This window comes from Pelagerythrobacter marensis (assembly GCF_001028625.1).
In the GTDB taxonomy this organism is placed as follows: domain Bacteria; phylum Pseudomonadota; class Alphaproteobacteria; order Sphingomonadales; family Sphingomonadaceae; genus Pelagerythrobacter; species Pelagerythrobacter marensis.
On sequence record NZ_CP011805.1, the window covers coordinates 239,903 to 266,889 of the forward strand.

At 66.1% G+C, this 26,987-nt stretch carries 26 protein-coding genes; 9 read left to right on the forward strand and 17 right to left on the reverse strand.

Annotation, left to right across the window (positions count from 1 at the left end):
* Together AM2010_RS01230 and AM2010_RS01235 are read right to left on the reverse strand one after the other, a co-directional pair.
* The gene (locus AM2010_RS01230; RefSeq protein ID WP_047805530.1) at window positions 1-462 is read right to left on the reverse strand and encodes a DUF1465 family protein; all 462 of its coding nucleotides are present in this window, start codon (window positions 460-462) and stop codon (window positions 1-3) included.
* A 130-nt stretch (window positions 463-592) separates the two neighbouring features.
* Window positions 593-790 (reverse strand): YdcH family protein, encoded by a 198-nt coding sequence (locus AM2010_RS01235; RefSeq protein WP_047807584.1) that lies wholly within the window; start codon window positions 788-790, stop codon window positions 593-595.
* A gap of 167 nt (window positions 791-957) precedes the next feature.
* Here AM2010_RS01235 and AM2010_RS13895 point away from each other — a divergent pair, with 167 nt between their 5' ends.
* The 5 genes from AM2010_RS13895 (at window position 958) to tilS (ending at window position 6,521) form a co-directional block, all read left to right on the forward strand.
* Complete coding sequence (locus tag AM2010_RS13895; RefSeq protein ID WP_082132758.1) at window positions 958-1,113, forward strand: YdcH family protein; 156 nt, start codon at window positions 958-960, stop codon at window positions 1,111-1,113.
* Window positions 1,114-1,226: 113 nt separating this feature from the next.
* Window positions 1,227-3,497, forward strand: coding sequence for a phosphoenolpyruvate--protein phosphotransferase (gene ptsP / locus AM2010_RS01240; protein WP_047805531.1), 2,271 nt, complete (start codon window positions 1,227-1,229; stop codon window positions 3,495-3,497).
* Window positions 3,498-3,638: 141 nt separating this feature from the next.
* Complete coding sequence (locus tag AM2010_RS01245) at window positions 3,639-4,472, forward strand: helix-turn-helix domain-containing protein (RefSeq protein ID WP_047805532.1); 834 nt, start codon at window positions 3,639-3,641, stop codon at window positions 4,470-4,472.
* A gap of 155 nt (window positions 4,473-4,627) precedes the next feature.
* Window positions 4,628-5,548 carry a tetratricopeptide repeat protein gene (locus tag AM2010_RS01250; RefSeq protein WP_047805533.1) on the forward strand — a complete coding sequence of 307 codons (921 nt, stop codon included), beginning with the start codon at window positions 4,628-4,630 and terminating at the stop codon, window positions 5,546-5,548.
* An 82-nt stretch (window positions 5,549-5,630) separates the two neighbouring features.
* A complete protein-coding gene (gene tilS, locus AM2010_RS01255) occupies window positions 5,631-6,521 on the forward strand; it encodes a tRNA lysidine(34) synthetase TilS (RefSeq protein WP_269084058.1) in 891 nt (296 codons plus the stop codon).
* Here the strand turns inward: tilS and AM2010_RS01260 are convergent, their stop codons facing one another.
* The 4 genes from AM2010_RS01260 to zwf all read right to left on the reverse strand — a co-directional run bounded on the left by AM2010_RS01260 (window position 6,522) and on the right by zwf (window position 11,261).
* A complete protein-coding gene (locus AM2010_RS01260) occupies window positions 6,522-7,265 on the reverse strand; it encodes a L,D-transpeptidase family protein (RefSeq protein WP_047805535.1) in 744 nt (247 codons plus the stop codon).
* An 83-nt stretch (window positions 7,266-7,348) separates the two neighbouring features.
* Window positions 7,349-7,963, reverse strand: a complete 615-nt coding sequence (gene eda, locus AM2010_RS01265; protein WP_047805536.1) for a bifunctional 4-hydroxy-2-oxoglutarate aldolase/2-dehydro-3-deoxy-phosphogluconate aldolase — start codon at window positions 7,961-7,963, stop codon at window positions 7,349-7,351.
* 4 nt (window positions 7,964-7,967) lie between these two features.
* The gene (gene edd, locus AM2010_RS01270; protein ID WP_047805537.1) at window positions 7,968-9,776 is read right to left on the reverse strand and encodes a phosphogluconate dehydratase; all 1,809 of its coding nucleotides are present in this window, start codon (window positions 9,774-9,776) and stop codon (window positions 7,968-7,970) included.
* A 45-nt stretch (window positions 9,777-9,821) separates the two neighbouring features.
* Window positions 9,822-11,261 carry a glucose-6-phosphate dehydrogenase gene (zwf, locus tag AM2010_RS01275; RefSeq protein ID WP_047805538.1) on the reverse strand — a complete coding sequence of 480 codons (1,440 nt, stop codon included), beginning with the start codon at window positions 11,259-11,261 and terminating at the stop codon, window positions 9,822-9,824.
* A gap of 136 nt (window positions 11,262-11,397) precedes the next feature.
* Here zwf and AM2010_RS01280 point away from each other — a divergent pair, with 136 nt between their 5' ends.
* Window positions 11,398-12,429 carry a LacI family DNA-binding transcriptional regulator gene (locus AM2010_RS01280; RefSeq protein WP_047805539.1) on the forward strand — a complete coding sequence of 344 codons (1,032 nt, stop codon included), beginning with the start codon at window positions 11,398-11,400 and terminating at the stop codon, window positions 12,427-12,429.
* A gap of 19 nt (window positions 12,430-12,448) precedes the next feature.
* On the opposite strand, the gene AM2010_RS01285 is transcribed toward AM2010_RS01280, so the two are convergent.
* From AM2010_RS01285 to AM2010_RS01300, 4 genes are all read right to left on the reverse strand, one after another.
* Complete coding sequence (locus AM2010_RS01285; RefSeq protein WP_047805540.1) at window positions 12,449-15,235, reverse strand: phosphoenolpyruvate carboxylase; 2,787 nt, start codon at window positions 15,233-15,235, stop codon at window positions 12,449-12,451.
* Entirely contained in the window at window positions 15,232-16,209 is a 978-nt protein-coding gene (glk, locus tag AM2010_RS01290) for a glucokinase (RefSeq protein WP_047805541.1), read from the reverse strand. The genes AM2010_RS01285 and glk overlap by 4 nt, the downstream gene beginning before the upstream one ends.
* A 76-nt stretch (window positions 16,210-16,285) precedes the next feature.
* Window positions 16,286-17,083, reverse strand: a complete 798-nt coding sequence (locus AM2010_RS01295; protein ID WP_338047411.1) for a transglutaminase-like domain-containing protein — start codon at window positions 17,081-17,083, stop codon at window positions 16,286-16,288.
* A 71-nt stretch (window positions 17,084-17,154) separates the two neighbouring features.
* Entirely contained in the window at window positions 17,155-17,571 is a 417-nt protein-coding gene (locus AM2010_RS01300; RefSeq protein WP_047807585.1) for a secondary thiamine-phosphate synthase enzyme YjbQ, read from the reverse strand.
* Between the two features lie 18 nt (window positions 17,572-17,589).
* On the opposite strand from AM2010_RS01300, the gene AM2010_RS01305 reads away from it, so the two are divergent.
* Window positions 17,590-18,153, forward strand: coding sequence for an alpha-ketoglutarate-dependent dioxygenase AlkB (locus AM2010_RS01305; protein WP_047805543.1), 564 nt, complete (start codon window positions 17,590-17,592; stop codon window positions 18,151-18,153).
* On the opposite strand, the gene AM2010_RS01310 is transcribed toward AM2010_RS01305, so the two are convergent.
* From AM2010_RS01310 to rimO, 4 genes are all read right to left on the reverse strand, one after another.
* Window positions 18,150-20,279, reverse strand: a complete 2,130-nt coding sequence (locus tag AM2010_RS01310) for a TonB-dependent receptor (protein WP_047805544.1) — start codon at window positions 20,277-20,279, stop codon at window positions 18,150-18,152. The genes AM2010_RS01305 and AM2010_RS01310 overlap by 4 nt on opposite strands.
* 1 nt (window position 20,280) lies before the next feature.
* Window positions 20,281-20,505 (reverse strand): hypothetical protein, encoded by a 225-nt coding sequence (locus tag AM2010_RS01315; protein WP_047805545.1) that lies wholly within the window; start codon window positions 20,503-20,505, stop codon window positions 20,281-20,283.
* Window positions 20,502-21,656 (reverse strand): PepSY-associated TM helix domain-containing protein, encoded by a 1,155-nt coding sequence (locus AM2010_RS01320; RefSeq protein ID WP_047805546.1) that lies wholly within the window; start codon window positions 21,654-21,656, stop codon window positions 20,502-20,504. Before AM2010_RS01320 ends, AM2010_RS01315 begins: the two co-directional genes overlap by 4 nt.
* A gap of 359 nt (window positions 21,657-22,015) precedes the next feature.
* Window positions 22,016-23,407 (reverse strand): 30S ribosomal protein S12 methylthiotransferase RimO, encoded by a 1,392-nt coding sequence (rimO, locus tag AM2010_RS01325; protein ID WP_047805547.1) that lies wholly within the window; start codon window positions 23,405-23,407, stop codon window positions 22,016-22,018.
* A gap of 69 nt (window positions 23,408-23,476) precedes the next feature.
* Between rimO and AM2010_RS01330 the strand changes: the two genes are divergently transcribed.
* Together AM2010_RS01330 and AM2010_RS01335 are read left to right on the forward strand one after the other, a co-directional pair.
* Window positions 23,477-23,887, forward strand: a complete 411-nt coding sequence (locus tag AM2010_RS01330) for a DUF1761 domain-containing protein (protein ID WP_047805548.1) — start codon at window positions 23,477-23,479, stop codon at window positions 23,885-23,887.
* A 54-nt stretch (window positions 23,888-23,941) separates the two neighbouring features.
* The gene (locus AM2010_RS01335; RefSeq protein ID WP_047805549.1) at window positions 23,942-24,349 is read left to right on the forward strand and encodes a DUF1761 domain-containing protein; all 408 of its coding nucleotides are present in this window, start codon (window positions 23,942-23,944) and stop codon (window positions 24,347-24,349) included.
* Window positions 24,350-24,364: 15 nt separating this feature from the next.
* Here the strand turns inward: AM2010_RS01335 and AM2010_RS01340 are convergent, their stop codons facing one another.
* Genes AM2010_RS01340 through surE form a run of 3 tightly spaced genes read right to left on the reverse strand, consistent with a single transcriptional unit; the run spans window position 24,365 to window position 26,978 of the window.
* The gene (locus tag AM2010_RS01340; RefSeq protein WP_082132946.1) at window positions 24,365-25,438 is read right to left on the reverse strand and encodes a potassium channel family protein; all 1,074 of its coding nucleotides are present in this window, start codon (window positions 25,436-25,438) and stop codon (window positions 24,365-24,367) included.
* Complete coding sequence (locus AM2010_RS01345; protein WP_053043834.1) at window positions 25,438-26,217, reverse strand: M23 family metallopeptidase; 780 nt, start codon at window positions 26,215-26,217, stop codon at window positions 25,438-25,440. Before AM2010_RS01345 ends, AM2010_RS01340 begins: the two co-directional genes overlap by 1 nt.
* On the reverse strand, window positions 26,214-26,978 hold the full coding sequence (surE, locus tag AM2010_RS01350) for a 5'/3'-nucleotidase SurE (RefSeq protein WP_047805550.1): 765 nt from the start codon (window positions 26,976-26,978) through the stop codon (window positions 26,214-26,216). Before surE ends, AM2010_RS01345 begins: the two co-directional genes overlap by 4 nt.
* Between the last annotated feature and the right edge of the window lie 9 nt (window positions 26,979-26,987).

Consider the following 26,987-nt stretch of genomic DNA (forward strand, 5'->3'; position numbering starts at 1 on the left):
CTAGATCTCGCCGACTGCCCGGTCCAGCCTTTCGCGCAGCCGCAGCACGGCCGCGGGCCGCATTTCGAAACTGTCGCGCCACGCCTGATCGAGCCGGGCGATTCTGGCGTGCAGCATTTCGCTCACGCCGATCAGCTCGCGAATGCGCGGCGACAGATAATCCAGATTGTCCGGGTCCGCCGGGCGATCGGGCGGCAGCGTGCCGTGGCGGCGCAGTTGAAACTCGCTCATCTCGCCCCGGAAATAGGCCCGCCGGTTGAGCAGCCAGGCCAGCGCATGCATCATCCTGGTGGTCGTGCGCAGCCCCTCCACCGACAGCGCGATACGGGCGAAATCGTTTTCGTGGGCGGGAAGGTGGTTGTGCGACAGGTCGAACGTGGCGCGAACGTCGTCCGCCAGCATCAGCGCCTCTTCATAAAGCGCTTCGATAATCGCCTGGCTGATGTCCGCGTGCGTGCCCATTGCCCGTATAGCGCTAACGCAGTGGCGCGCCCCTCGCCAGTCGCCATGCATGGGTTATCCCACGCGGGATGCGCATGTGTCGTACCGGGACGGCAATTCGGCGCTTCTGCCTCGACGGGGCGGCGCGCTATCAGGCGATGATATCGGGCAGCAGCTCGTCTTCGATCACCGCGATGCGATCGCGCAGGCGCAGCTTGTGCTTCTTGAGCCGGGCGAGCTGGAGCTGATCGGTCGAACCGGCCGCGCGCAAGGCGTCTATCGCCGCATCGAGATCGCGGTGTTCGACCCGCAGGGTCGCCAGTCGCTTGCGCAGTTCCTGCTCGTTCATCGGGTCCGATTCGTCTCGCTTCGGTTCGACGCGCCTGTGCCCGGTCTCGTCGAATTGCGCAATCTTGGGACTTCGCAAGCGGGAAGTGTTGTGGTTTTATGACAAAACGCGGTTCGCCCGCGAAGGCGAGTCGCTGTCCCCACGGTCTTCAACCAGAGGAGAACCCGATGATATCGTCTCACGTCAACGCCTTGCAAAGTAAGCATGCCGGGCTTGAGCAGCGCTTGCGCGCCGAGCTTAACCGGCCATCCCCCGACGCGGCGACGATTCAGGCGATCAAGCGGCAGAAGCTCAAGATCAAGGAAGAGCTGTCGACTATCTGAGAGCGACGATTATCTGAGAACGACAGGGCGTCGGTGACCGTGAAATTCGCCGACGCCGAAATTCGGCAACGAAGCGCGTTCCCCCTCGCGCGCTTTTGGTATAGGTCGCCTGCATGAGCGCCGCAGCCGCAGCCCGCCGAATCCTCACCCGCCTGCACGAGATTATGGCCTCGCGCCTGCACGCGCAGGGCAAGCTGGACCAGGTGGTCGACATTATCGCCGAGGCGCTCGATAGCGAGGTCTGCTCGATCTACCTCCTGCGCGAAGGGATGCTGGAACTGTTCGCGACGCAGGGCCTCAACGCGGAAGCTGTCCATGTCACGCGCATGGCCATCGGCGAAGGGCTGGTCGGCACGATTGCCGACAATGTCGAAACGCTGAACCTGGCCGAAGCCAAGGCGCACCCCGACTTCCAGTACCGGCCCGAAACGGGGGAGGAGAAGTTCCATTCCTTCGCCGGGGTGCCGATCGTCTATCGTGAACGGGCGGTAGGGGTCCTGTGCGTCCAGCACGTCGACCCTCGCCGGTACGAAGATGTCGAGATCGAGGCGCTCCAGACCACGGCGATGGTCCTGTCGGAGCTGATTTCGAACAACGAACTGATCGATGAAGAGGAAGCGCGCGGCCTGACCCCCGCCGATACCGGCCCGGCGACCGTTTCCGGCCTTCCGCTGGTCAAGGGGCTGGGCAGCGGCGTTGCCGTCTATCACCAGCCGCGCATTACGATCGATCAGGTCATGGCCGACGATATCGAGGCCGAACGCCAGCGCGTCTATCGCGCGTTCGACCGGATGCGCGACCAGATCGACAATCTGGCGGATCGCGCGGAATTCGGCGTCGGTGGCGAACACGAAGAAGTCCTCGAGACGTACAAGATGTTCGCTTATGACGAGGGGTGGAGCCGGCGGATCAACGAGGCAATCGATTCCGGGCTGACGGCGGAGGCTGCGATCGAGCGCGTGCAGCAGCGCACCCGGATGCGTATGCGCGAGATCGACGATCCCCTGTTGCAGGACCGGATGCACGATCTGGAAGATCTGGCCAACCGGCTGCTGCGGATCGTTTCCGGCCAGATCGGCACCGCGGCCAGCCAGGGATTGCGCGGCGATGCCATTCTGATCGCCAGGAACCTGGGCCCGGCCGAACTTCTCGAATACGACCGGCGGCGCCTGAAGGGCGTTATCCTGGAAGAAGGATCGCTGACCGCGCACGTGGTGATCGTGGCGCGCGCGATGGGCGTTCCGGTGCTCGGCCGCGTGCGCGGCTTGCGCGGCATGGTTCAGGAAGGCGATCTTGTCCTGCTCGATGCCGACAACGGCAATGCCGTTGCCCGCCCGGCACAGCAGGTGGTCGATGCGTTCGAGACGCGCTTCGCCAAATCGCGCGAGCGCCAGGCGCTCTATGCCGAATTGCGCGATGTCGAACCCTTCACTCGCTGCGGCACCCGGATCGAGGTGATGATCAACGCCGGGCTGCGCGACGATATCTCGGCTCTGCCGCTCGTCGGTGCGGACGGGATCGGGCTGTTCCGCACCGAATTCCAGTTCCTCGTTTCGGCCACGCTGCCCCAGCGTGAACGCCAGTTCCGCCTCTACCGCGACGTGCTCGACGCTGCCGGCGATCGCCCGGTGATCTTCCGCACGGTCGACATCGGCGGCGACAAGGCCCTGCCATACTTGCGCGAAAGCGAATTCGAGAACGATGAAAATCCCGCGATGGGCTGGCGCGCGCTGCGGCTTGCGCTGGAACGCGAAGGGTTGCTGAAAGTTCAGGCCCGCGCGCTGCTGGAAGCGGCTGCAGGCCGGGCGCTCTACGTCATGTTCCCGATGGTCAGCGAACCGTGGGAGTTCGACGCTGCGAAGGCGGTGTTCGACAACCAGCTCGCGCATTTGCGCCGCAAGAAGAAGCTGCTGCCGGAATCGATCCGCTACGGCGCCATGCTCGAAGTTCCGGCGCTGGCCGAAGTGCTCGACCAGTTGCTGCCGCGCATTGCCTTCCTTTCGGTCGGGACCAACGATCTAACCCAGTTCCTGTTCGCGGCCGACCGGGCCAATCCCAAGCTGGCCGAACGCTACGACTGGCTGAGCCCGGCCATCCTGCGGTTTCTTCGCCGTGTTTCGCTGGCCACCGCCGGAAGCGGAGTGGCCCTTGGCGTATGCGGAGAAATGGGCGGGCGCCGGCTGGAAGCGCTGGCCTTGCTCGGCCTGGGCTTTCGGCGGCTTTCCATCACGCCGGTTTCAGTCGGGCCGATCAAGGAACTGGTGCGCCAGGTCGATCTGCGCGAGTTGGAAAAGGCCATGCAGGGCTGGCTCTCTGCCCCGCCGCCGGACATGCGCGCTGCCATTACGGCCTGGGCCAGCGAGCGTGGCATCGATACCGACTGACCTGTCGTTTGCGGCGATCCGTCGCAAAGCTACGGGCCGCAGACATCGTGTGCTTGACAGGGTGGCGCGCCGGCCCTTGTCGGTTTACAACCGAACGAACCGGGTAACATCTGGTATTCTATCTGCTATTTTAGGGGCCGCATGTCGGACGAAACAAACGAATCTCCGGGCGAGCTTCCGCTAGAGGGTGCCGGCGACCGTCTCCGCCGTGCCCGCGAAAAGGCCGGACTGACGGTCGAACAGGTGGCCGCCGAAACGCGCATTCCGCTGCGGCATCTCGAAGTGATCGAGGCCGGCGATTTCGAGGCTCTGCCTGCACGAACATACGCCATCGGCTTTTCGCGCACTTATGCGAAGGCGGTGGGGCTGGATGAAGCCGATATCGCGCGTCAGGTGCGCGAGGAAACCGGCGGGGCCCGATCGCACGAACCGGTGCGCAGCGCCAGTTTCGAGCCGGGCGATCCGGCGCGCGTGCCGACCCGCGGCCTGGCCTGGTTGAGCGCGCTGGCCGCCCTGCTTCTGATCGCGGGCGGGTTCGCTTACTTCAAGGATTACTTCTTCCCCGGTGCCGGGCCCGGGCCGATTGCGGCACCGCAGGACGTTGCCGATGCGGCGGGGCCGGATGGTGGGACGCAGCAGACATCCGGTCCGGCGGCGAGTGCCGCGACTGGGCCGGTCGTGTTCACCGCGCTGGAAGACGACACCTGGGTCAAGTTCTACGACGCCAATGGCGATCAGCTGATGCAGAAACAGATGGCGGAAGGCGAAACCTATACCGTGCCTGCCGACGCGGAAGGGCCGCAGATCTGGACCGGGCGGCCCTATGCCCTTGCAATCACCGTGGGCGGACGCAGCGTGCCCAAGCTGTCGGAAGTTGATGAAATCGTGCGCGACGTGCCGGTAAGTGCCGAGGCCCTGCTCTCCCGGGCCGAAGAGGCAGCCGGTGAAGATGAGGGTGCGGCAGGGGGCGCGTAAGCCATGTAAAGTTTCCCCCGGTTTACATGGCCCGGTGCCTCGACAGTACGGGCCGTTTGGGGCAAAATTTGACACTATTCAGGTGCCATTCGGGAAGGCTGCCTGATTTGACGGGGTGCCGAACCGCACCATTTGAGGGACAGGAGCGACTTACCATGACCAGCCGCACGGGCCGTGCAATTCTCGGCGTACTGGCAATCGTAACCGTCGGGGCCGGGGCGGGGCCGGCGCTGGCGCAGGATGGCAGCGCGGAAGCGCGCCTGCGCAAGGTGGAAGCTGAAGTGCGCGCCTTGCAGCGCACCGTCTTCCCGGGGCCGGAAGGGCGCTTCTTCCAGCCGGAAATTTCGGGTTCGTCGCAGGGCCAGACCACGGCGGCCATGCCGTCGACGACCGCGGTGACCGATATCCTCGCCCGTCTTGACGCGCTGGAAACGCAGATCCAGTCGCTCACCGCGCAGACCGAAAACAACACCAATGCCCTCAGTCAGCTGGAAACCCGCCTTTCCGCGCTGGAAGTGACCGGGGGCACCACCAGCGGGCAGGGTGGCGGGCCGACTGCATCGCAGGACAACCTCTCCGCCATGACGGGCGGTGCTTCGTCAGCGCAGACTGCGCAGCCGCCTGCCGCAGGGCCGACCGCGGCGCGGCTGGCGGCGGTGCAGGAAATCGCCAAGCCGCAGACCGACGATGCGGGCGACGATGAATATTCCTACGGCTTCCGGCTGTGGGACGCGGGTTTCTATCCCGAGGCGCAGCAGCAGTTGACGCTGTTCGTTGAAAAGTATCCCGATCACTGGCGGACCACCTATGGCCGGAACCTGCTCGGCCGGGCCTATCTCGATGCGGGCAAGCCCGCCGAAGCCGCCCCGTGGTTCCTCAAGAACTATCAGGCCGACAAGCAGGCGGCGCGCGCACCCGACAGCCTGCTCTATCTGGCCGAAGCGATGATCGCGTCCAAGGATACCAGCCGCGCCTGCATCGCACTGGCGGAATTCGCAGACACGTATCCGGCGATTGCCGCCGGGCGCCTTTCCGACCAGTACGAGGGGAACCGGCGCAAGGTGAGCTGCAATTGATAAGCCGGTCGATCCTTCACATCTGACCCGTTTTCGGGCCGATCTGGCCAGCGTCTGGCCGGAAGTCGCCGGAACGGGGAGCCTGGACGGAGGGCGGCTCGGCGTCGCGGTATCCGGCGGCCCCGACAGCCTGGCCCTGCTCCTGCTGGCGCAAGCCGCAATGCCGGGGCGGATCGAGGCGGCGACAGTCGATCACGGCCTGCGCCCCGAAAGCGCGGCGGAGGCGGAGATGGTCGCCGATGTCTGCCGCGAACTGGGCGTGAAGCACGCGATATTGCCCGTCACCCTGGGCCGGGGCAACAGGCAGGGGCAGGCTCGCGTCGCCCGCTATGCCGCGCTGAACGACTGGCTGGGCGAACGCTCGCTCGACGTGCTGGCCACTGCACATCATGCGGACGATCAGGCGGAAACGCTGCTGATGCGGCTGAATCGCGGCAGCGGCCTGCCGGGGCTGGCGGGTATCCGCTCGGCCACTCGTCTGCCCGACGGGACGCATTTCGTTGTCCGTCCGCTGCTGGAATGGCGCCGGTCTGAACTTGCCGCGGTGGTGCAGGGCGCGGGGCTGCAGGCGGTGGACGATCCGTCCAACCGTGATCCGGCCTATGATCGCGCCCGCATCCGGCAGGCGATGGGCCAGGCGGACTGGCTCGATCCTGCTGCGCTCGCCACCAGCGCGCGCTTGCTGGGCGAAGCGGAAGGAGTGATCGAAATGGTTTTGGCGCACGAACTTCGGGTTGCCGTTTCCCGCGAGGATGGGGGCGTGCGTTATCGGCCCCAGGGGCCGCGCCTTATCCGGCATCTCGCGGTAGAGCGGATTCTCAGCGATTTCGCGAAGCAGGCACGCGGCAGCCAGATCGCGGCGCTCGTGACGGCGCTGGAAGGCGGCGGGAAGGGTAACCTTGCCGGCATCCTTGCCCGCGTCGACGGCGATTGCTGGATTTTCAGCGAGGAACCGGCGCGCCGATCCGGCTGATCAGATGATCGATTCGCCCAGTTGCAGCGTTTCGCCGCGGGTGATGATCACTTTGTCGCCTTTCTTCGCCACAGCGAAAAGCCGGCTGGCCAGATCGTCGGGGATCGCGATGCAGCCGTGGCTGGCATAGCCGTTTTCGACTTCAGAACCGCCGTGGATCGCAATGCCATCGTGGGTCAGGCGCAAAGTCCAGGGCATCGGCGCGTTGCCATACTTTTCCGAGATGTTGTGGCGTTCCTTGGAAATGATCGGGAACGTCCCCACCGGCGTCGGGTGGGCATCGGTGCCCAGCATGGCGGCGGCGGCACCGATCTCGTACCCGTTGCGGAAGATCGAAATCACGCGCGCCTCAAGATCGACGGTGATCACCAGCGGCCCCGGCGGAACCCCCTCGTCATCCCAATGCCATTCGCCATATCTGATCGGCCCGTCGATCGGCAGAACCCGCTTCACGACGAACTCGTCGGAATCGGTGGCAGCGGCGGGCTGCGGGGCTGGCGTGGCGCCATCGTCGGCCGATCGCTCGCTTGCTGCGCGCGTTGCCGATGCCTCTTCGCCGTTGGATCCCGCGCCGTTCGCTTCGCCTAGCGCGGCCTTGTCGACCGGGATCGCCGTTTCGATCGTGGTGGCAGGCGCGTTATCGGCCTTGCTGCGGGGCCACATCCCGCTCGCCAGCGTTGCGCCACCGAACAGGAGAACGAGTGCGGCGGTCGCGCCGCCAATCCATTTCAGCATCGGGTTCATGGCCAGCGCTATGCGGATATTTCCCGCCGGATGCCAGCCTGTCACGCGAAGCGTCCCGTCCGGGGACGCACCGCTGGCGGAGGTTAACGCCCCAGGCTGGCGGCCTGCCGCGCCAGATCTTCGATTGCCGCAGGATCGGGCTTCCCACGCGGGGCGACCCAGCTTCCGCCGACGCACAGGACGGGATCGAAGGCCAGCCACTCTGCGGCATTGTCGGGGCTGATACCGCCAGTCGGGCAGAACCGGCAGGGGCCGAACGGTGCGGCCAGAGCCTTGAGCGCCGGCAGCCCGCCGGCGGCCATCGCGGGAAAGAACTTGAAATGGGTCAGCCCCAGATCGAGCCCGCGCATGATGTCGCCGGCATTGGCGATTCCGGGCAGGAAGGGCACGTTGCGGTCGATCGCGGCCCGGCCCAGCGGTTCGGTAAGGCCGGGGGACACGACGAATTCGCTGCCCGCGCGCAGGGCCTGGTCCAGCTCATGTTCGTTGGTGACGGTGCCCGCGCCCACGATCGCGCCGGGCACCTGCTTCATCGCTGCAATCGCATCGAGCGCGGCGGGCGTGCGCATGGTCACTTCCAGCACCGGCAGCCCGCCTGCCACCAGCCCTTCTGCCAGCGGCACCGCGTCGGCGACATCGTCGATCACGATCACCGGGATCACGGGGGAGGTATTCATCAGGGTGGCGATATCGGTCATGGGGTCAAAGTCCTGCTGTGGCGAGCATGGCCGATCCGCCCTTTTCGGCGCTGTCGGCAAAGTTGTGGAACATGGCGAACAACTCGCGTCCGGTTCCGCCCTCAGGGGCCGGTTCGGGCGCGGGTTCTCGCGAATCGAGGTCGGCCGTGGTGGAAAGCTCGCCAGTTGCGGCGCAGATCCGCACCATATCGCCATCGCGCAGGCGCGCCAGCGGGCCACCGCCGAGCGCTTCCGGCGTGCAATGGATCGCCGCCGGCACTTTGCCGCTGGCACCCGACATGCGCCCATCGGTGATCAGCGCGACGCGATATCCGCGATCCTGCAGGACCCCGAGCGGCGGCGTCAGCTTGTGCAGTTCGGGCATGCCGTTGGCGCGCGGGCCCTGGAAACGGACGACGACGACCACGTCGCGGTCGAGTTCGCCGGTCTTGAAGGCTTCGGCCACTGCACGCTGCGTGTCGAAGACGCGGCACGGTGCCTCGATCGTCCAGCGGTCGCGTTCGACCGCCGATGACTTGAAGCAGGCCCGGCCGAGATTGCCCTGGAGCAGCCGCATTCCACCGTCCGGCTGGAACGGATCGGATACGGGGCGCAGCATCTCGCGGTCGCCGCTGGGGCCGGGGTCGCGCCAGGTCAGCGCGTCGTCGTCCAGTCCGGGCTCCAGCGCATAGCCGCCCAGGTCGCCTTCGCTCACGGTCAGCACGTCGCGGTGGGCCAGCCCGGCTTCGAGCAGCTCGCCGACGACATATCCCATCCCGCCCGCAGCGTGGAACTGGTTCACATCGCCGGCGCCGTTGGGATAGACGTGGGCCAGCAGCGGCACGACCGAGGACAGTTCCGCCAGATCGTTCCAGTCGAAAACGATCCCCGCAGCGCGCGCCATCGCCGGAATGTGGATCGCGTGGTTGGTCGATCCTCCGGTCGCGAGAAGTCCGGCGGCGGCATTGACGATCGCCTTTTCGTCGACGCAGCGGGACAGCGGGCGGTAATCGTTGCCATCCTGCCCGATCGCCGCGACGCGGTGCACCGCCTCGCGGTCCAGCGCCTGGCGCAGCTTCGTGCCCGGCTGGACGAAGGCGGCGCCGGGGATGTGCAGGCCCATCAGTTCCATCATCATCTGATTGGAATTGGCCGTGCCGTAAAACGTGCAGGTCCCGGGCGAATGATAGGAGCCAAGCTCGCTTTCCAGCAGCTCCTCCCGCCCCACCTTGCCTTCGGCATAGAGCTGGCGGACGCGCTGCTTTTCCTTGTTCGGAATGCCGCTCGGCATCGGGCCGGAGGGGACGAAGATGCAGGGCAAATGGCCGAAGCGCAGCGCGCCGATCAGCAGGCCGGGCACGATCTTGTCGCAAATGCCGAGGGTCAGAACCCCATCATACATTGCGTGGCTCAGCGCGACACCGGTGGAAAGGGCGATCACGTCGCGGCTGAACAAGCTCAGTTCCATGCCCGTTTCGCCCTGGGTCACGCCGTCGCACATGGCCGGCGTACCCCCGGCAACCTGCGCCGTGGCGCCGACTTCGCGGGCATAGATCTTCAGCCGTTCGGGATAACGGCCATAGGGCTGATGCGCCGAGAGCATGTCGTTATAGGCGCTGACGATCCCGACATTGGGCCCGCGCTGGGCCTTCAGCGCGTCCTGATCTTCCAGCGCGCCGGCATAGGCATGGGCGAGGTTGGAACAGGAAACGGAGCTGCGATCCGGGCGGTTATCCGCCTCCCGCTGCATCAGGTCCAGATAGGCGGAGCGCGTCTGGCGCGAATTTTCGATCACCCGCTGGGTGACGCGGTGGACGGTGTCGTGGAGGGTCATGCGAGCCTCCTTTCAAGAGTTGTCATGGTCAGGCCGAAAGGGTGGCTATTCATGCCAGGTCACCCCATCGCGTTCGGCGAGCGCGATTGCCGCGCTCGGCCCCCAACTGCCGGACGTGTAGGTTCGCGGCGTCAATCCCTGAGCTGTCCAGCCGGCCCGAATTGCGTCGATCCATTCCCACTGCGCCTCCACCTCGTCGCGGCGGACGAACAGCGTCTGATCGCCTTCGAGCAGGTCGAGCAGCAGGCGTTCGTAGGCAATCCGGCGAACCGCACCGGAAAAGGCGTGCGGCATCGCGATGTTGAGCGGGACGCTGCGCAGGCGAATCCCTTCGCGGTCCAGCCCGGGCACTTTGGCCATCAGCGACAGGGTGATGTTTTCTTCCGGCTGGATTCCGATCACCAGCTTGTTCGCCTGAACTTTCGCGCCCTTGCCTTCGAAGATCGAGTGGGGAATGCAGCGGAACTGAACGACGATTTCGGTCACCCGTTCGGGCATCCGCTTGCCGGTGCGCAGATAGAAGGGCACGCCCTTCCAGCGCCAGTTATCGACATGGGTCTTGATCGCGACGAAGGTTTCGGTGTCCGAAACCTTGCCCAGTTCCTCGTCGTAACCGGGCACGGCTTCGCCCTGGATTGCGCCGGCGCGGTACTGGCCGGTGACGGTTTCCCCCTCGGCCACCGGGCGCAGGCTGCGCAGGACCTTGACCTTCTCGTCGCGCACTGCGGTCGCGTCGAAACTGCCGGGCGGTTCCATCGCGACCAGCGCGAGGAGTTGCAGCATGTGGTTCTGCACCATGTCGCGCAGTGCGCCGGCGTCGTCGTAGAATGCGACGCGCCCTTCCAGGCCGACCGTTTCCGCCACAGTGATCTGAACGTGTTCGATATGCGCGGCGTTCCACAGCGGTTCGAACAGGATGTTGGCAAAGCGCAGGGCCAGCAGGTTCTGGACCGTTTCCTTGCCCAGATAGTGATCGATGCGGAAAATCCGCTCTTCGGGAAAGGCCGCCGCAACCGCGTCGTTGATCTCGCGGCTCGTTTCCAGATCGGTGCCGAGCGGCTTTTCCAGGCACATGCGCACGTTCGGCCCGTCCAGCCCGGCGTGCTGAAGGCCGCGAATCGTGGGTTCGAACAGGCTCGGCGCCGTGGACAGGAAAATGCACAGGCCCCGCGCCGGCTCGCCGACACGCGCGGCCAGATCCTCGTACCCTTCCAGCGTCGTGGCATCGAGCGGCTGGTACGTCAGGCGATTCAGGAAATCGGCCATGCCGCCGCGCCGGTTGGCCGGCAGATACTTTTCCAGTGCCTCGCGCGCGAAGTTGCGGAACGCGCCATCGTCGAGATCGGATCGTGCAGTGCCGACGATCTTGAGGTCCGGCGCCAGAAGGCCATCGTGATCGAGCGCGCACAGCGATGGCAGCAGCATGCGCTGTGCCAGGTCGCCGGTGGCGCCGAACAGGACCAGTCGGTCTGCCGTAAAGCTCATGCGTCGATGCCTTTCGCTCGTCGCCTGCTACCTAGGCAGGCATGTCATTGCGCGCCAGTGTGCCGCATACATATTCAGCCTCGCTTGCGCTTTGCCGCGCTCTTGCCGATAGGGGATGATAATGGGCGAGAGGTCAATGGATACGCGAACCAAAAGGCGGCCGACATCGATCGATGTCGCGGAACGGGCAGGCGTAAGCCAGTCGACGGTTTCGCGCGCGCTCGCCGGATCGGAAGTCATTACAGAGGCGACCCGGGCCCGCGTCCTGCGCGCGGCAGAGGAAATCGGCTATTTCGTGGACGAGCGCGCCGCACGGCTGCGACGCGGATCGACCGGCACCATCGCGGTGGTGGTCATCTGCCGGCCGGGGCAGGGCGCGGCGGACATCAATCCGTTTTCCTACATGCTTCTGGGCAGCGTCTGCCTCGCTGCGTCGGAGCGCGGGTTCGAAACGCTCGTGTCGTTCCAGGCTCGGGAAGAGGATCTTTTCGGCCATTACGAGGAACGCGGCTGGGCCGATGGGCTGGTGGTAATCGGCACGACAACCAATCGCGTGGCGTGGGATTATTTCCGCAAACTGGAAAATGCGGATCGCAATGTCGCCTATTGGGGCTCTCCGTTCGACGATCTCGAATGGGTCCGGTCGGACAACCGGGCGGCGGGCCGGCTGGCGGTCGAACACCTTCTTGCCCAGGGGTATCGCGCACCGTGTTTCCTGGGCGCGATCGATTCGTCGCAACACCAGTTTGCCGAGCGGTACGAAGGGTATTGCGAGGCGATGCGCGAAGCCGGGCTGACGCCCAGCCTTATCGCCACGCGCGAAGGCGCCACGCGAGAGGAAGAGGGCGAGGAAGCCTGCGCCCGATATCTTGCCGGCGGCGGCAGGGGCGATGCGATTTTTGCCGCCTGCGATGCCATGGCGCTGGGTGCGCTGGAGGAACTGGCCCGGCGCGGGGTATCGGTCCCCGAAGAAATCGGCCTGGTCGGGTTCGACGATCTGCCGGCGACCCGGTTCAGCCGGCCGCCGCTGACCACGATAGCCCCCGATCCCGCAACCGCAGGGGGGCTGCTGATCGACGCGGTGCTGGGCAATGGGGATGGCGACGGGGGCCAGCAACGCCGCCGGGTGCCTGTATCCCTTTCCCCGCGTGGCAGCACCGCCCGCTAGGCGGATCGCCCTTCTGGCGTCACCCGTGGGCGCCGAACTCGTTGGCGATTGCCGTCGCGATCCGCAGGTTCAGCGCATGGGCGCGTTCGATCGGGGCAATGAATTCCGCCTCGATCGCGGCATAGCCGCCGGCGCCGTGGTCGGGATAGTCGGACGGTTCTTCGAGCACGTAATCGGATGGGCCGGGGAACCGGGTCGGGAAGGCGCGGCGCAATTGCGCCAGTGCATCTTCCACCCGCAGGGTCAGCACCATTTCGATCACGTCGTTCCGGCTGATGTCGTTCGCGCGGCTGAAAGCGGGCACCGACACCGCGCGCAGGAACATGTGTTGCAGCAATGTCAGGCGCAGCGCCTGAAGCACGCCGATCCGGCGCCGCACGTCTTCGCGGTTTTCCACCGGCTCCTCGTCAGGAAGCAGGTCGAGCAGGCGGTGCAGTTTCAGTGCGTCGATCCTCAACCGCGAAGCGAGGCGGCGGAACACGCCGGTGCGATCGTCCTTGACCAGATATTCCGCCAGCGCGGCGCACCGGTCGGACAGATCGCGTTCTGTCCCGCGGTAAGTGCGGCTGGCCCAATAGGCGGAATTGTACAGTTCGCCGAAAGCGGCCACTGTCTTGATGCTGGCAAGCGCGTTAGATGCGCGCACCAGCCGGACCATCTGCCGCCCGCGTGCGCTCTCGGTCAGCAAGGCGGCGATCTCTTCGCGATTGCCCTCCGCCGCGCTGCCGAAACCGGCAATCACATTGACCGGATAGCCAAGCTGCTGGAGGATTGCGTTGTGGGGGATCGCGCGGATTTGCCGCAGGCTCATTTCGCGATCGGCCGACAGGTCGGACTGGCGGCGCGATACGCGGCTGCCGGTGGCGTTGAGCAGGCCGAGGCCGAACGCTGTCACCGCGCGCGAATAAGTCGCGCTTTCCAGATGCTCGTTCTGGTGGTCGCGGATCGCGCGATAGAAATCGAGGCTCAGATCGGTGCGGCGATAGAACGGATCGGCCGGCGTGCCCGCTTCCGTTTCGGCCGGACGCAGTTGCGCGATCCGGGTCAGTGTGGCCAGCGCCAGTTCGGGGTTGGCGAAGAACAGGTATCCGTCGCCGCCCTGGAAGCTGACTTCGGGTTCCAGCCGAATGCCCGCACGGGCGAACCGGCGCCGGGTCCACGGGCTTAGCGGCCATTCGAGCCGGTCGGCGAACCCGCCGGGATGGGCGCCGCGGCCCATCGATTCCCCGTGCGTGTTGAAAATCAGTGCGGCGACATCGGTCAGCCCGTTGGCGGCCATTGCATCCGCCAACCGCCCCTGCAGGCGTTCGATGGCGAGGCTGGCCGGGATCTGGCCGACGAACCGGCCGGCATCGGAAAAGCCCGTCTGAATGCACACGCGCCCGCGCCGGCGGGCATAATCGCGATAGATATCTTCGGCCAGCAGCGCGTCGAGGAACCGGCCGCCGTGTTCCAGCGCGGTTTCCGTTTCGAACAGGGGGGACACGTCCACTTTGTCCTCGACCCCGAACAGGCGCGCGAAATAGACGGCGGCCAGCACGGTGGCCGGCTGTTCGCATTCGGCGATCAGCATGCGGATCGGGGCATCGGCGTCGACGTGGCGCAGGATCTGCGCCATCGCCAGGAACTGGCGGATCGCGGTGGAACTTTCGGTCGCGAGGGCAGCGAAATTGCTGCGCAGCGGCTCGGCCCCGGCAATCAGCTCGCGCAGAGTGCCCAGCGCGCCCTGGCTTGCCAGATCGACCATCTGGCCCGCTTCATCCAACCTGCGCCGGATCGCATTGTGCAATTGCTTGGCATTGACCCGGAAATGGATGCCGCCCATCCCCAGCCCATCGGCACGCATGGCCGCTGCCAGCGTCTTCAGCGCCACGGCGCGTTCGCCATCCCCACCGCTGTCGCGCGCTTCCGCCTCGAGTTGTTCCACGATCGGTGTCAGCGACAGCAGCTTGGCCGGATCGTCGGCAGTCAACCGGTTGGCGGCGGCGGACAGCGCCTCGGGATCGTCGAGCGGTTCGCCGAACATCCGGGCGCATTCGGCCGTATGCGTCTGCGCCGCGCGGAGCGTTTCGAGCTGCCCGTGCGCTTCGTCGATTGCGGCAAGGCTGTCGGCATAGCGGGCCAGGCGTTCCGCCTTCTCCGCCAGGCGGAACCCGATCGAGGTGTGCCAGCCGATGTCCGTTCGCCCGTCCATGTCATATCCGACCCAGGTCGCGAAGCGGAACGGCAGTGGGGTGAGGGCGTGCCATTTGTCCGGCCAGCGCTCGCGTGCAGTATCCAGCAATCGCGCCACGATCCGGTCGCGCGCGTCCTGGCCGCGAGCCATCGCCCCCATCGCCTGCCGGTGTTCGAAATCGAGCGTGATCGCGGGGCGTTCGCTGGGGATGGCGCACGCGGTTTCGTCGATCGCACCGTCGGCGGCCGCCGCGGTGGCGACCGCTTCGGATTGCGTCGGCGCGAGAAGGAAAGTCGGGTGGGCGGTGAACACCGCGTGCAACTGGGGGCTTTGCCATGCGGCGGCGAAAGTCTCGAAGTCGTGCGTGTCGAGACAGGTGTCGAGCGCGGCCCGGTTTTCGTCGGGCGATACCGGCGCGACCAGCCCCCGCAACCGCCCGGCACGGGTCATCAGCGCGTCGCACTCCAGCTCCGCAATCATGCTTTCGATGGCGGCGAGGTCGATTGTCCCGCTTTCCAGCTCGCGCGAAAGGTCCAGCGCGAGCTGGAACACCGGGTTGAACAGGGGCGTTTCCTGCGTCTGTTGATGCAGGGCGCCAAGGCGGTCGATAAGTTCTGCCACGGTCTTCATGCAGCGTCTCCGTGTTCCGCGACGAATGCCGCCGCGGCGCCGTATAATCCAGGCTGGGGGTGGACGATCAGCTTGACGGGAATTTCGGCCATCAGCCCGGCGAACCGGCCCTTGGCCCGGAAGCGTTCGGCAAAGCCGGATGCGGGCAGGGTGTCGCGGATGCGATACCCCAGGCCGCCCGCGATCACGACCCCGGCGAAACCGCCCTGGGCCAGCGCCATGTCGCCTGCGACCGAACCGAGCGAGAGGCAGAAACGATCGACGGCGGCAGCAGCCAGGCTGTCATCGCCCTGCATCCCGCGGGTCCAGATCTCGACATCGTCGTATTCGGGCACCGTGCGCCGCTCCATCGCCGCCAGCGTCTGGTAGATGTCGACGATGGCCGGTCCCGACACGACCCGTTCGACCGAAACCCGCCGGTGCCGCCGGCGCAGGCGTGCAAGGATCGCGTCCTCGATCGAATCGAGCGGGGCGAAATCGATGTGGCCCCCTTCGGTCGCCTGAACGCGGTAGCCCTCGCCAGTGCGCCACAGGTGCGCGACGCCCAGACCGGTTCCGGGGCCGAGCACGGTGACCGTGCCTTCGCTGCCCAGCGGCTGCTCGGGGCCGGCGAGATGCAGGAACTGGTCGTCCGGCGCGCGCGCGACGGCGTGGGCGACCGCGGCGAAGTCGTTGACGATCGTGTAGCGCTGGACGCCCAGCTTCGATTTGACCAGCGGCGGGCGGATGATCCAGGGATTGTTGGTGAAGCGGATGATGTCGTCGCTGACCGGTCCGGCGATCGCCATGCTCACGGCGTCGGGCAGCGAACCGCCCTGCCGCTGGCGGAAATCTTCCCAGGCGGTCTGGAAACTGGCGTGATCTTCGGTGTGGAGCGTTTCGGGCTCGCTCAGCGCGATTGCCCCGTCGGCTTCGACGGTCGCGATTGCGAACCGCGCATGCGTGCCGCCGATATCCACCACGACGAGTTCCATCGCTATCCTCCCGGACTCTCCCCTTTCCGGCCTGCTAGCAGCCCGATCGCGCCGTGCCCACGCGCCGCATACATATTCACTCGCCCGGATGACGATCGGCGGCGGGGCGGTTTGAGTCCCGTTCGACCGATACGGTCTTCTCGATAAAGGTCGCCGGCCCGAAACTGGTCATGAAGCTCACATCGGCAGCATCGCGCCCAACGCCGATCTTCACGATTTCGTCCGCCCGCGCCATCCGCGTGGCATCGACCAGAAACCAGGCTCCGCCGCCGGGCGTGGTCGGATCGGTCAGAAAAACCTCGGCCACGGCGTGAAAATCCTGCGGGGTGACATCCGGCGCGAAGCAGCTGACGAACCGCGCGGGTATGCCCGAAGCCCGCGCGAGCATGACCATGACATGGGCATAATCGCGGCAGATACCGCGCCGTTCGATAAAGCTGTCGAGCGCGGTCGTATTGGGCGTGCTCGACCCTGGAACGTAGCTGAAGCTGCCGGCGATCCATTCTTCTATCGCGGCGATCCGCGCGCCGCCTTCCAGCGATCCGAACTCTGCCTCCACAAACTGCTGGAAGCGGTCGGCCGGGCAATAGCGCGAATCGAACAGGTACTGCACCGCTTCGCCGGGCAGCTCGTGCGGGTGCAGGCGTTCGAGCCCCGCGACATCGGCAGGCATTCGCCCGACCGCCACGGTCGCGTTGTAGTTCACATCGTAGCGGCCTTCCGCCCGAATCCATACGCGGTCGCCAATCGAATCCTGCGCCGGGATGCGGGCGAAATGTTCGCCCTTGGTGACCCAGGTATCGGTTTCGAGCAGTCGCTGCTCGGGGATCATGGCCGCTTCGAACTGCAACAGCACGTCGGTCGGCCTTTCCATATGGAAAGCGAATGCGAGGTCGATGGTAATGGCCATATCAATGATACGCGGGAAGGCCCCCTATGTTTCGGTTATTCTCCGGCCAGATGCAGAACGACCTCGCGCCGGTGCGGCCGGGCGCGATGTTCGACCAGAAACAGGCCCTGCCATGTGCCGAGCGCCAGCCTGCCATCGACCACCGGAATCGAATGACTTGCGCCGGTCAGCGCGGTCTTGAGATGGGCGGGCATATCGTCCGGCCCCTCGTCATCGTGATCGTAATGCACCCCCTGGGGCGCGAGCCGGTCGAGCCAGCGCAGGATGTCCCCCTGGACCGCGCGCGCCGCGTTCTCGTTTATCAGCAGCGAGGCGGAAGTATGGCGGCAGAACGCAGTCAGCAGGCCGGTCCGCACGCCGGCGCCCGCCAGCCAGTCCGCGGCATCGGCGGTTATATCGTGCATGCCGGGGCCGGCGGTTTGGACAGCAAGCGTGGTGGCGAGATGGGGCATTGCCTCCATATAGAGGCCATGCCGCAGCAGATCGACCTTTTCGCCTCCACCCCCGTCGTTTCGGGACTGCGCATGGTGACAGATGCCGTCGATCCTGCGCTGGAACGCGCTCTGGAGCAACGGATCGATGCAGCGCCCCTGCAACCGTTCCAGTTCGGCCAATGGCGCGGCAAGCGGCTGACGGCGAACTTCGGATCGGGATACGATTATCGGCGCGGCAGGGTTGCCGACGCGCCGCCGCTGCCGACATGGATCGAGGCGCTGCGCGAACGGCTGACTCCCCTTGTCGGTCGCGATTCGGGCGCGTTCGTTCAGGCCCTGCTGATCCGTTACGATCCGGGGGCCGGCATCGGCTGGCATCGCGACCGGCCGCAGTATGGCGAAGTGATCGGCCTGTCGCTCTCCGCGCCCGCCGTCCTGCGCCTTCGCCGCCGCACGAAAAACGGGTTCGAACGGCGCAAGGTCGAACTGCCGCCGCGCTCGCTCTATCTCCTGAGCGGAGAAGCGCGCACCGCGTGGGAGCATTCGATCGCGCCGATGGCCGTGACGCGCCGTTCGGTCACCTTGCGAACCCTGCGCTAGAAGTCGACCGAAACCGACGCATTCACCGTTCGCGGGCGGCCCTGGAGCAGCGCGGCGCCGAAGCTGTCGAAGCCCGATGCCCAGTACCGCTTGTCGGCCACGTTATCGACCGTCAGGCGCAGCGTCACCGGCCTGTCTGCAGCCGCGAAGACATAGCGCGCGCCGAGATCGAACACGGTCCAGTCGTCGAGGCGCAGGGTGTTCGCGGCATCGGCCCACTGTTTGCCCGTGTGCGTCATGCGGCCGGTCAGGGTCAGGCCGGGCACGAACGGCGTGTCCCATTCCACATTGGCGTTGGCGGTAAAGCCGGGCACGCCGGCCACGTCCGCACCGCCTTCCAACCCGGCATCGATCGTGGAAAGGCCCGCGATCAGGCGCAGCCCTTCGACCGGTTCGCCGTTGACGGTGAACTCGATCCCGCGATGGCGCTGTTCGCCGATATAGCCGTAGCGCTGCGTGCCATCGCCATCCGTAATCGTGCCGTCGCCCGGCCGCTCGATCTGGTAGAACGCCAGCCCGGCGTAGAGGAACCGGCCCAGCGCCAGCTTCGCACCCGCTTCGTATTGCGTGGACTTGCGCGGGGCGAGCACTTCGCCGCGGTTAACCAGCGTATCCTCCAGCGGCGCGATGGCACCCTGCTGCAACGCCTCGATCCGGTTGGCGTAGAGCGAGACGTAGGGCAACGGTTTGAACACCACGCCAACAACGGGGGTGATCGCGTCCTTGTCGTAAACGGTGTCGAGCTGTCCATTCGCGGCGAGATAATTTTCGACATGGATCGTCTGCATACGCAGGCCGCCGGTGATCAGGACACGGTCGTCCCACAGGCCGATCGTGTCGGATGCGAAGGCGCTCCACAGGCGGCTTTTGACGATCGGAAAGGGATCGCCAAGATCGCCGCCCGGGTTCCACGAAGCCACTGTCGATGGCGGCAGCGCCACCTGCGGTGTGTCGTACAGGTTGGTGGCGAAGCCATCCCGGAAATCGAAGGCATTGCGGTTGGTCTGCCAGGTCGCGCTGCCGCCGAAGTTGAATTCGTGCGTCACCGTCTCGCCCAGGTTGACCCGAATGCCGGCCTCCGCCGCCTCGTTATTGTCGGTGCGCGGAACGACCAGCCCGGCCCCGGTGGCCGCGCCCGATGCCGCGTGGGTCAGGGTGATGCGGCTGTAGATGCCATCTTCACGCCCATCGCGCGCACCGGCGCGGGCATAGAGCAGCGCGTTGTCGGCAACATCCCATTCCAGGCTCAGCGTGCCGAACACGTCGCGCATTTCGGTATAAGTGAAATCCTGCGCGTAGTTCGCATCGGCTTGCGGCACGCGCGGGATCGCAGTCAGGTCCGCCCCCAGCGTCACCTTGGGCCGCAGCGAATCCACCCGGACGTTCTGATAGGCAAGATCGATTGCGGCACGGAAATTGCCGCCGTCGTAATCAATCGCGCCGCCGATCACCTGCGTCCGCCGATCCTCGCGCTCGACAGCGGTTTCGCCGTCGCGATAGGCGCCGTTGATGCGCAGGCCCCATTCGCCATTGTCGCCGAAGCGCCGCGAAACGTCGAAGCTGCCGCCGAAATGCGCGCCCGAGGTATAGCCGATCGTCGCGCGGGTCAGCGGATCGTAGCCGGCCCGTTTCAGCTCCAGGTTGACCGCGCCCCCCAGCGACGATCCGCCCGGGGCGGCTCCGTTCAAAAATGCGCTCGCGCCGTTCAGCACCTGCACGCTATCGTAAAGCTCCGGCGCGACGATCTGGCGCGGCGCCACGCCGTAGAGGCCGTTGACCCCGACATCGTCGCCGAACAGCGCAAACCCGCGGATCACGAACAGTTCTGATGCATTGCCGAAGCCGTAGCTGGTCCGCACGGTCGGGTCGTTGTCGAGCACTTCGCCCAGTGTCAGCGGCTGCTGGTTCAGGATCAGCGATTCGTCGAAACTGCGGATCGAGAAGGCGAGATCGGCCGCGTGCTTGTTGCCCAGCACGCCAGCATCGCCGCCATTGGTTATTTCGGTCGCATTCTCGCGCTGGGCGGTGACGACGATCTCGCTCGATTCGTCCTGGGCCAGTGCCGGGGCGGCGGCCACCGCGCACAGGGCGAGGGCCGAAATCGTCGAAGTGCAACGAACAGTCATGTCAGGTCTTTCTGTATCTGGAAGGCAGCCCGCGTCGGCGCCAGGCCGCGCCGATGGCAAGAAGGGGAAGCGAAAGGAGCAGCCAGGCGATCAGATCGCGCGGGCCGTCTCCGGTAAGGCCGAGCGCGAGGCCCGCCGCACTGGCGACGAAAATCGCCGCCGGAATTGCGAATACCCGGATGGCGGAGTGCCGCGTCCGGTATCGCAGGGCCGGTGCCGGCTTCATGACAGACGCCCTTCCGCCCCGCCGTCGATTTCCGCCACGCGGCGTTCGATCGCGCCGGGGCTGCGCCGCCACCACAGCAACACGCCTGTCCACAGGACCCAGATCGTGACGAGCGTCAGCAGGGCCCAGACGATCTTGAGCGGCAAGCCGCCGTAGTCGCCGAAGTGCAGCGGTTTGGACATCATCAGCGCCTGGTTCAACGCGGGCATGGCGCGCGCGTCGACCAATGTTCCGTCTTCCGCATCGATCAGAGCGGGGGTGAGCAGGCTCTGTGTCAGGGGCCGGTCGCCTTGGAAGAACACGGCGTAGTGGCGCGCCGTGCTCCATCCGCCGCCGGGGAAGGCGATGAACTGCGGGCTGCGGCCGGGCAGCACGGCCTGCGCTTCGGTCAGCGCGGCATCAAGCGAGCTGTAGTCGGCCGGCGCGACCGCTTCGGCGCCGCCGTGTTCGGCGGTCATCGCGGCAAGCTCGCCTTCGCGCCATGCGTCGGTCAGCGGATCGGCGAAGGCGTTGATCATGCCGGTGCCGCCGACGACAAGCGCCCAGGCGAGGACGACGATGCCGGCGAGGTTGTGCTGGTCCAGCCGGCCCACGCGGCGGCTGCGATCCAGCCGGAGCGCCCCGAACCGCAGTCGCCGCATGAACGGCGCGTAGAGCACCGTGCCGGAAACCAGCGCGACCACGAAGAGCGCGCCCATCGCGCCGAGGAACCACATGCCCGGCTGGCCGAGGAACATGTCGATGTGGAGCTGAAGGAGGAAGTCCATCACGCCGCCGCCCGGTGCAGGGCCGAGCGATTGCCCGGTCGCCCGGTCGAAGAACAGCAGGGTCATGTCCTCTCCTGCGGCGTCGGGCGTGGGGCCGGTGGTGACGGTCAGCAGCGGGCTTTCCTGGCTGAAGGCCATGAACAGCGGGACCTCGCCCGGCCGTTCGGCCAGCGCCGTCTCCACCATCGTATCGAGCGCAACCCCGCCTTCCGCCGAAGGCGCGCCGGGCAGGGCGGTTTCGTAATCGACCCCCTCCAGCGCCTCGATCTCGTCATGGAAGATCAGCGGCAGCCCGGTCACGCACAGCATGAGGAGGAACACCGTGGGCACGATGCTGCTCCACTTGTGGATCAGATACCAGGCACGGATGGTGCTGCGCTGCATGGCCCGCGCTTATGTCGAGGCATGAAGAAGGTCAATGATAGGCATTTGCAATAACGACGCGTGCAATAACGGCGCCTGGATGAAGGGCACCGACAGGCGCGGGATCAAACGATTTTCCTACAGGCCGATCGCTTGATAGCGTCCGCGGCGATTGCCGATTCGTCCGGTCTTCAGGCTCTTTCCCAGCGTCGATAGTCGCCCCTGAGATGGGCGCATGTGCCAATGCGGGGGCATTTTCTCGCCGTGAATCCCTGTCCGTCCGTCTGTGCAGGTGGGCCGAATAGTAAGGAATAACAATTGGCTGCCGGCGAAAGGCGAAAGTTACACGGTGTCGCCTTTGTCACCCGGATCGGGATGATTCAGGCCGGTGCGGCGTAGAGATCGTGCGCGTCGGCATCTTCCACCACGACATCGACGAAATCGCCCGCCCGAAGATCGGCGGACACGTTGCGCAGGAACACCTGGCCATCGATTTCCGGCGCGTCGGCCTGGCTGCGGGCGGTGGCCCCGATATCGCCGTCCTCGTCCGGCTCGCCCACTTCGTCCACGATTACCGGCAGGGTGCGGCCGACCTTGGCCGCGAGGCGGGCCGTGCTGATCCGCTCGGTCACTTCCATCAGCCGGGCGTAGCGTTCTTCCTTCACGGCCTCGGGCACCGGATCGGGCAGGGCATTGGCGGCGGCCCCTTCGACCGGTTCGAACCGGAACGCGCCGACCCGGTCGAGCTGCGCTTCCTCCAGCCAGTCGAGCAGGTAGCGGAAATCTTCTTCCGTCTCGCCGGGGAAGCCGACGACGAAGCTCGACCGGATCGTCAGGTCCGGCGCGATCCGGCGCCATTCACGGATGCGTTCCAGCACGCGCGCTTCGTTCGCCGGGCGCTTCATCGCCTTCAGCACGCGCGGCGCGGCATGTTGAAAGGGGATGTCGAGATAGGGGGTCAGCAGGCCATCGGCCATCAGCGGGATAACCGCATCGACGTGGGGGTAGGGATAGACGTAGTGCAGCCGCACCCAGGGCACGTCGCCTTCCGGTGTGCGCAGCGCGCCCAGTTCGCGCGCCAGATCGGTCATGTGCGCGCGCACTTCCCGCCCGTGCCACTGGCGCGGTTCGTGGCGCGTGTCGACGCCGTAGGCCGAAGTATCCTGGCTGATGACCAGAAGTTCCTTCGTGCCCGCGGCCACCAGCTTTTCCGCTTCGCGCAGAACGGCATCCACCCGGCGGCTGGCCAGCTTCCCGCGCAACTGCGGGATGATGCAGAAGGCGCAGGAATGGTTGCACCCTTCGGAAATCTTCAGATAGCCGTAATGCCGCGGGGTGAGCTTCAGCCCGGCCTCGTCGAAAGCAGCCTGGGGAATCAGGTCGACGTAGGGGCCCTGGGATGGCGGCGCGGCTTCGTGCACTGCCTCCACCACGTCTTCATACTGGTGGGCGCCGGTCACTGCCAGAACGGAAGGGTGCGCGGCGCGGATCGCCTCGGCATCTTCCCCCATGCAGCCGGTCACGATCACGCGACCGTTTTCGGCAATCGCTTCGCCGATCGCGGCCAGGCTTTCTTCCTTGGCGCTGTCGAGGAAGCCGCAGGTATTGACCAGCACGACGTCGGCGCCGGCGTAATCGGCGCTCATCGCGTAGCCATCGGCGCGCAGGCGGGTAAGGATGCGTTCGCTATCGACGAGCGCCTTGGGACAGCCGAGGCTGACCATCCCGATCTTCTTCTGATCGGGAATCGACGGGGTGGCGTTGGTGGACATTGCGCCGCGCCCCTACACCTACGCGACACTTTACGCTAGCAGGGAGCATAAACGAAGGAGAAGGCACCTTTGGGTCCGGTAAACTGGATTGCCGTAATCCTGGCCACGCTGGCCGCGGGTCTGCTCGCGCTCGGCTGGTTCGGGCCGATTTTCGGAATGGCCAAGGCGCGCGAAGTCGCCGCCGGCAAGATCGCCGTCCGGCGCAGGCCGGAACGGGTGGTGGCGATCACAGGCGGCCTGCTGTTCCTGAGCGCAGCGATGATGGGGCACATGTTCGCCCGCGTCGGCGGGGCTACGCTGGAGGGCAAGCCGTGGCTCTTTTTCATGATGTCGGGCGGGCTGGCGGGTGCCTTCGTCATTCCGGCGCTGCTGATCAGCTACAGCCATATCCAGGTGCCCACGCGGGTCGCGCTGATCGACGCGGGGTACTGGCTGGCGGCCTATCTGGCGATGGGGGGCGTGTTCTGGCTGTTGGGATAGCTTTGGGGTAAACCGGCACCGGGTCGCGCCTCTGACAAGGGGGAGGGACAAGCAATGCTGTTCGAACTCAACTGGCTGGCAGTGGTGCTGGCGGCGCTGGCGGGATTTGTCGTCGGCGGGATCTGGTACGGCCCCATCATGGGCAAGCGCTGGATGGGCGCGGTGGGGATCACCGAAGACCAGATCAAACAGGGCAACATGCCGCTGATCTATGGCGGCGCATTCGCGTTCTCGCTGGTGGCGAGCTGGACGCTGGCCCACACGTTCGCGACATATGGGCAGGACCTGTCCGTGTTCATCAAGGTGTTGACCGCATTCGGCGTTGCGCTGGGATTCATCGTTCCCGCGATCGGGACGAATTACCTGTTCTCGCAGAAATCGAAGGTGCTGTTCTTCATCGACGCGGGATACTGGCTGCTGTTCTATATCGCGATGGGCCTCGTCCACGCCTATCTGCGCTGACGGGGCGGTTGCCGGTCAGCTTTCGCTGTCGGTGGTCGGCCGAATTTCGACGATGATGTCGCCTGCGCGCAACGTGCCGGCCTCGTCTTCCCAGAACCCGCAGGCCCCGCCGTTGCGATAGATGCGCAGTCCGCGCCCACCCGTTGCCAGTTGGTCGAGCGGCTTGCCGATTTCTTCGGGCAGGACGGCGCGTTCGATCAGGTGAACCCGCCCGGTGACGGAAGCGAGATCGGCCATATATTCGGCGATATGCGTCCCCTGCGCACTGCCGGCGAGGAGCAGACCGGTGAAGCGCACCGGATTGATGACGTTGTCCGCCCCGGCCTGCCGCGCGAGCACTTCGTTGTCGGCGGCGCGAACGACCACGCTGATGGGAAGTTTCGGCGCCAGATGCCGCACGGTCAGGACGATCAGAATCGATGCATCGTCGCGCCCGGCCGAAACGAGCACCGTCTGCGCCTCCGTAATGCGAACCGCCATCAGGCTTTCGTCGCGGGTCGCGTCGGCCGCCATGACATTGCAGCCGAGCGTTTCGGCTTCCGCCAGACGTTCCTCTCGCGTGTCCATGACGACGATATCGCTCGGGTCGGTGCCGCGCTCGATCAGTTCGTTGACGGCTTCGGAGCCGGAGACACCGAAGCCGAGAACGACGACGTGGTCGGACAGCTTTTCCTGGATGCGGGCCATGCGCCATTTCTCCCAGCTGCGCCTGATGATGAAGTGATACGCCGCGCCGACGAAGATGAAGATCACGGCGAAACGGATGGGGGTCACGATGACGGCTTCGACCAGACGCGCGCGATCGCTGATCGGGGCGATGTCGCCGAAACCGGTCGTGGTGATGGAAATCATGGTGAAATAGACGACGTCGAGGAAGGATACCTCGCCGTCCAGATTGTCGACCAGCCCCTCGCGATCCCACCAGTGGATCATGATCACGAGGAAGACGAGCGACAGTGCCAGGCCAAGGCGGATGAACAGATCGGCCCAGACCGGCACCTTGAGCGCGCGCCGAAGCGGCTGAAAACGCTGCGTGCGGTTGGCGGTCCTGTGCCGGCGCCCGTGATTGCGCGGAAGGCGCCCCCAGATCACGAACCGGGCTTTCCGCGGAAATGCTCCTGCGGATCGAGCTTGCGGCTGCCCTTGCGGATTTCGAAATGCAGTTCGGGTGCCTCGGCATCGCCGGAAGCGCCGGCGATGCCGATCCGCTCCCCGCTCTTGACCACATCGCCGGTCTTCACCGTTACCCTGCCCAGATGGGCATAGGCGCTGCGCCAGCCGTTGCCGTGGTCGATCACCACCAGTCGCCCGAACCGTGGGGCGTCCCTGCGCGCTTCCACCACGGTCCCGCTGGCTGCGGCACGGATCATGTCGCCGGACCGGACGGCGTAATCGATCCCGTCATGCCCGCCGCCATCGGCGCGCAGAGCATATCCCAGACGCACCCGGCCATCGTGCGGCGGCCGGAAATAGGGCTTTGCCGGCGCGGCGGCGACAGGGGGCGGGGACTTGAGCACGGCGGGAATGATCAGCCGCTGGCCAGGCCGAATGCGGTAGGGCGCCTCCAGCCCATTGGCGACGGCAATCGTGGCGAACGGCACGCCGTGGCGCACGGCGATGGCGAAGCCGGTGTCGCCCGGTTTGACGGTGTACGTCCGCTGTCGCGGTATCGCCAGGGTCTGGCCCTGCTGGACCACGTAGGGTTCGCGCAGGCCATTCGCGGCGGCAATGACCGAGGCGGGCACGCCTGCCCGGTTCGCGATGCCGCCCAATGTCTCCCCTTCCGCCACGACGTGTTCGGTTTCCGTCGCCGGGTCGCCCGCAGCGATCAGCAGCGGCAGGGCAAGGATCAGGGCGAGGCGTTTCATCCGTTGTAACGCTCGCCCAGTTCGCCCAGCGAAGCATGGTGAGTAAGGTCGAGCTGAAGCGGCGTCACCGAAACATACCCCTCGTCGATCGCTTCCAGATCCGTTCCATGGTCCAGCGTGTGCTCAATCGCCTCCAGCCCAAACCAGTAATACTTGTAGCCGCGCGGGTCACGCCCTTCCACCACGGTGCCGCGCGAATAATCGTGGAAACCCTGCCGCACGGCGCGAATGCCGCGCACATCCTGCGGGTTCATGGCGGGGAAGTTGACGTTGACCAGCGTGCGCTTGGGCAGCGGAGCATCCAGCAGCGGCGCCAGTACGCGTGGGCCCCATTCGCGGGCGGCGGCGAAGGGCACGTCGTCGCCCATGCCTTCGCGGGCATAGACCTGGCTCAGCGCGATGGAGCGAATGCCGGCCAGCGCCCCTTCGATCGCGGCGGAAACGGTCCCCGAATATGTGATGTCGTCGCCCAGGTTGGCGCCGCGGTTCACGCCCGAAAGGATCACGTCGGGCGCGGTGTCCATCACCGTGCGCAGGCCCATCGTCACCGCATCGGTCGGGGTGCCGGTGACGGAAAAGCGCCGATCGTCATGCTTGCGCAGGCGCACGGGGCGGGTGAGCGTCAGCGAATGGCCGGTGCCAGACTGTTCTTCGTGCGGGGCGCAGATCCAGATATCGTCGGAGAATTCGCGCGCGATTTCCTCCAGAACTTTCAGGCCGGGGGCGTAGATACCGTCGTCGTTGGTGAGGAGAATTCTCATCTGTCGCGC

Excerpts from the sequence above, each read along its gene's own strand:
- AM2010_RS13895 (WP_082132758.1), top strand. The coding sequence starts at position 958 with ATGATATCGTCTCACGTCAACGCCTTGCAAAGTAAGCATGCCGGGCTT.
- AM2010_RS01235 (WP_047807584.1), bottom strand. The coding sequence starts at position 790 with ATGAACGAGCAGGAACTGCGCAAGCGACTGGCGACCCTGCGGGTCGAA.
- AM2010_RS01300 (WP_047807585.1), bottom strand. The coding sequence starts at position 17,571 with ATGCCCCATCTCGCCACCACGCTTGCTGTCCAAACCGCCGGCCCCGGC.
- AM2010_RS01295 (WP_338047411.1), bottom strand. The coding sequence starts at position 17,083 with ATGGAAAGGCCGACCGACGTGCTGTTGCAGTTCGAAGCGGCCATGATC.
- AM2010_RS01335 (WP_047805549.1), top strand. The coding sequence starts at position 23,942 with ATGCTGTTCGAACTCAACTGGCTGGCAGTGGTGCTGGCGGCGCTGGCG.
- AM2010_RS01315 (WP_047805545.1), bottom strand. The coding sequence starts at position 20,505 with ATGAAGCCGGCACCGGCCCTGCGATACCGGACGCGGCACTCCGCCATC.
- AM2010_RS01320 (WP_047805546.1), bottom strand. The coding sequence starts at position 21,656 with ATGCAGCGCAGCACCATCCGTGCCTGGTATCTGATCCACAAGTGGAGC.
- AM2010_RS01280 (WP_047805539.1), top strand. The coding sequence starts at position 11,398 with ATGGATACGCGAACCAAAAGGCGGCCGACATCGATCGATGTCGCGGAA.
- zwf (WP_047805538.1), bottom strand. The coding sequence starts at position 11,261 with ATGAGCTTTACGGCAGACCGACTGGTCCTGTTCGGCGCCACCGGCGAC.
- AM2010_RS01310 (WP_047805544.1), bottom strand. The coding sequence starts at position 20,279 with ATGACTGTTCGTTGCACTTCGACGATTTCGGCCCTCGCCCTGTGCGCG.
- AM2010_RS01285 (WP_047805540.1), bottom strand. The coding sequence starts at position 15,235 with ATGAAGACCGTGGCAGAACTTATCGACCGCCTTGGCGCCCTGCATCAA.
- surE (WP_047805550.1), bottom strand. The coding sequence starts at position 26,978 with ATGAGAATTCTCCTCACCAACGACGACGGTATCTACGCCCCCGGCCTG.
- AM2010_RS01260 (WP_047805535.1), bottom strand. The coding sequence starts at position 7,265 with ATGAACCCGATGCTGAAATGGATTGGCGGCGCGACCGCCGCACTCGTT.
- ptsP (WP_047805531.1), top strand. The coding sequence starts at position 1,227 with ATGAGCGCCGCAGCCGCAGCCCGCCGAATCCTCACCCGCCTGCACGAG.
- AM2010_RS01305 (WP_047805543.1), top strand. The coding sequence starts at position 17,590 with ATGCCGCAGCAGATCGACCTTTTCGCCTCCACCCCCGTCGTTTCGGGA.
- glk (WP_047805541.1), bottom strand. The coding sequence starts at position 16,209 with ATGGAACTCGTCGTGGTGGATATCGGCGGCACGCATGCGCGGTTCGCA.
- rimO (WP_047805547.1), bottom strand. The coding sequence starts at position 23,407 with ATGTCCACCAACGCCACCCCGTCGATTCCCGATCAGAAGAAGATCGGG.
- eda (WP_047805536.1), bottom strand. The coding sequence starts at position 7,963 with ATGACCGATATCGCCACCCTGATGAATACCTCCCCCGTGATCCCGGTG.
- AM2010_RS01245 (WP_047805532.1), top strand. The coding sequence starts at position 3,639 with ATGTCGGACGAAACAAACGAATCTCCGGGCGAGCTTCCGCTAGAGGGT.
- AM2010_RS01250 (WP_047805533.1), top strand. The coding sequence starts at position 4,628 with ATGACCAGCCGCACGGGCCGTGCAATTCTCGGCGTACTGGCAATCGTA.
- edd (WP_047805537.1), bottom strand. The coding sequence starts at position 9,776 with ATGACCCTCCACGACACCGTCCACCGCGTCACCCAGCGGGTGATCGAA.
- AM2010_RS01230 (WP_047805530.1), bottom strand. The coding sequence starts at position 462 with ATGGGCACGCACGCGGACATCAGCCAGGCGATTATCGAAGCGCTTTAT.
- AM2010_RS01345 (WP_053043834.1), bottom strand. The coding sequence starts at position 26,217 with ATGAAACGCCTCGCCCTGATCCTTGCCCTGCCGCTGCTGATCGCTGCG.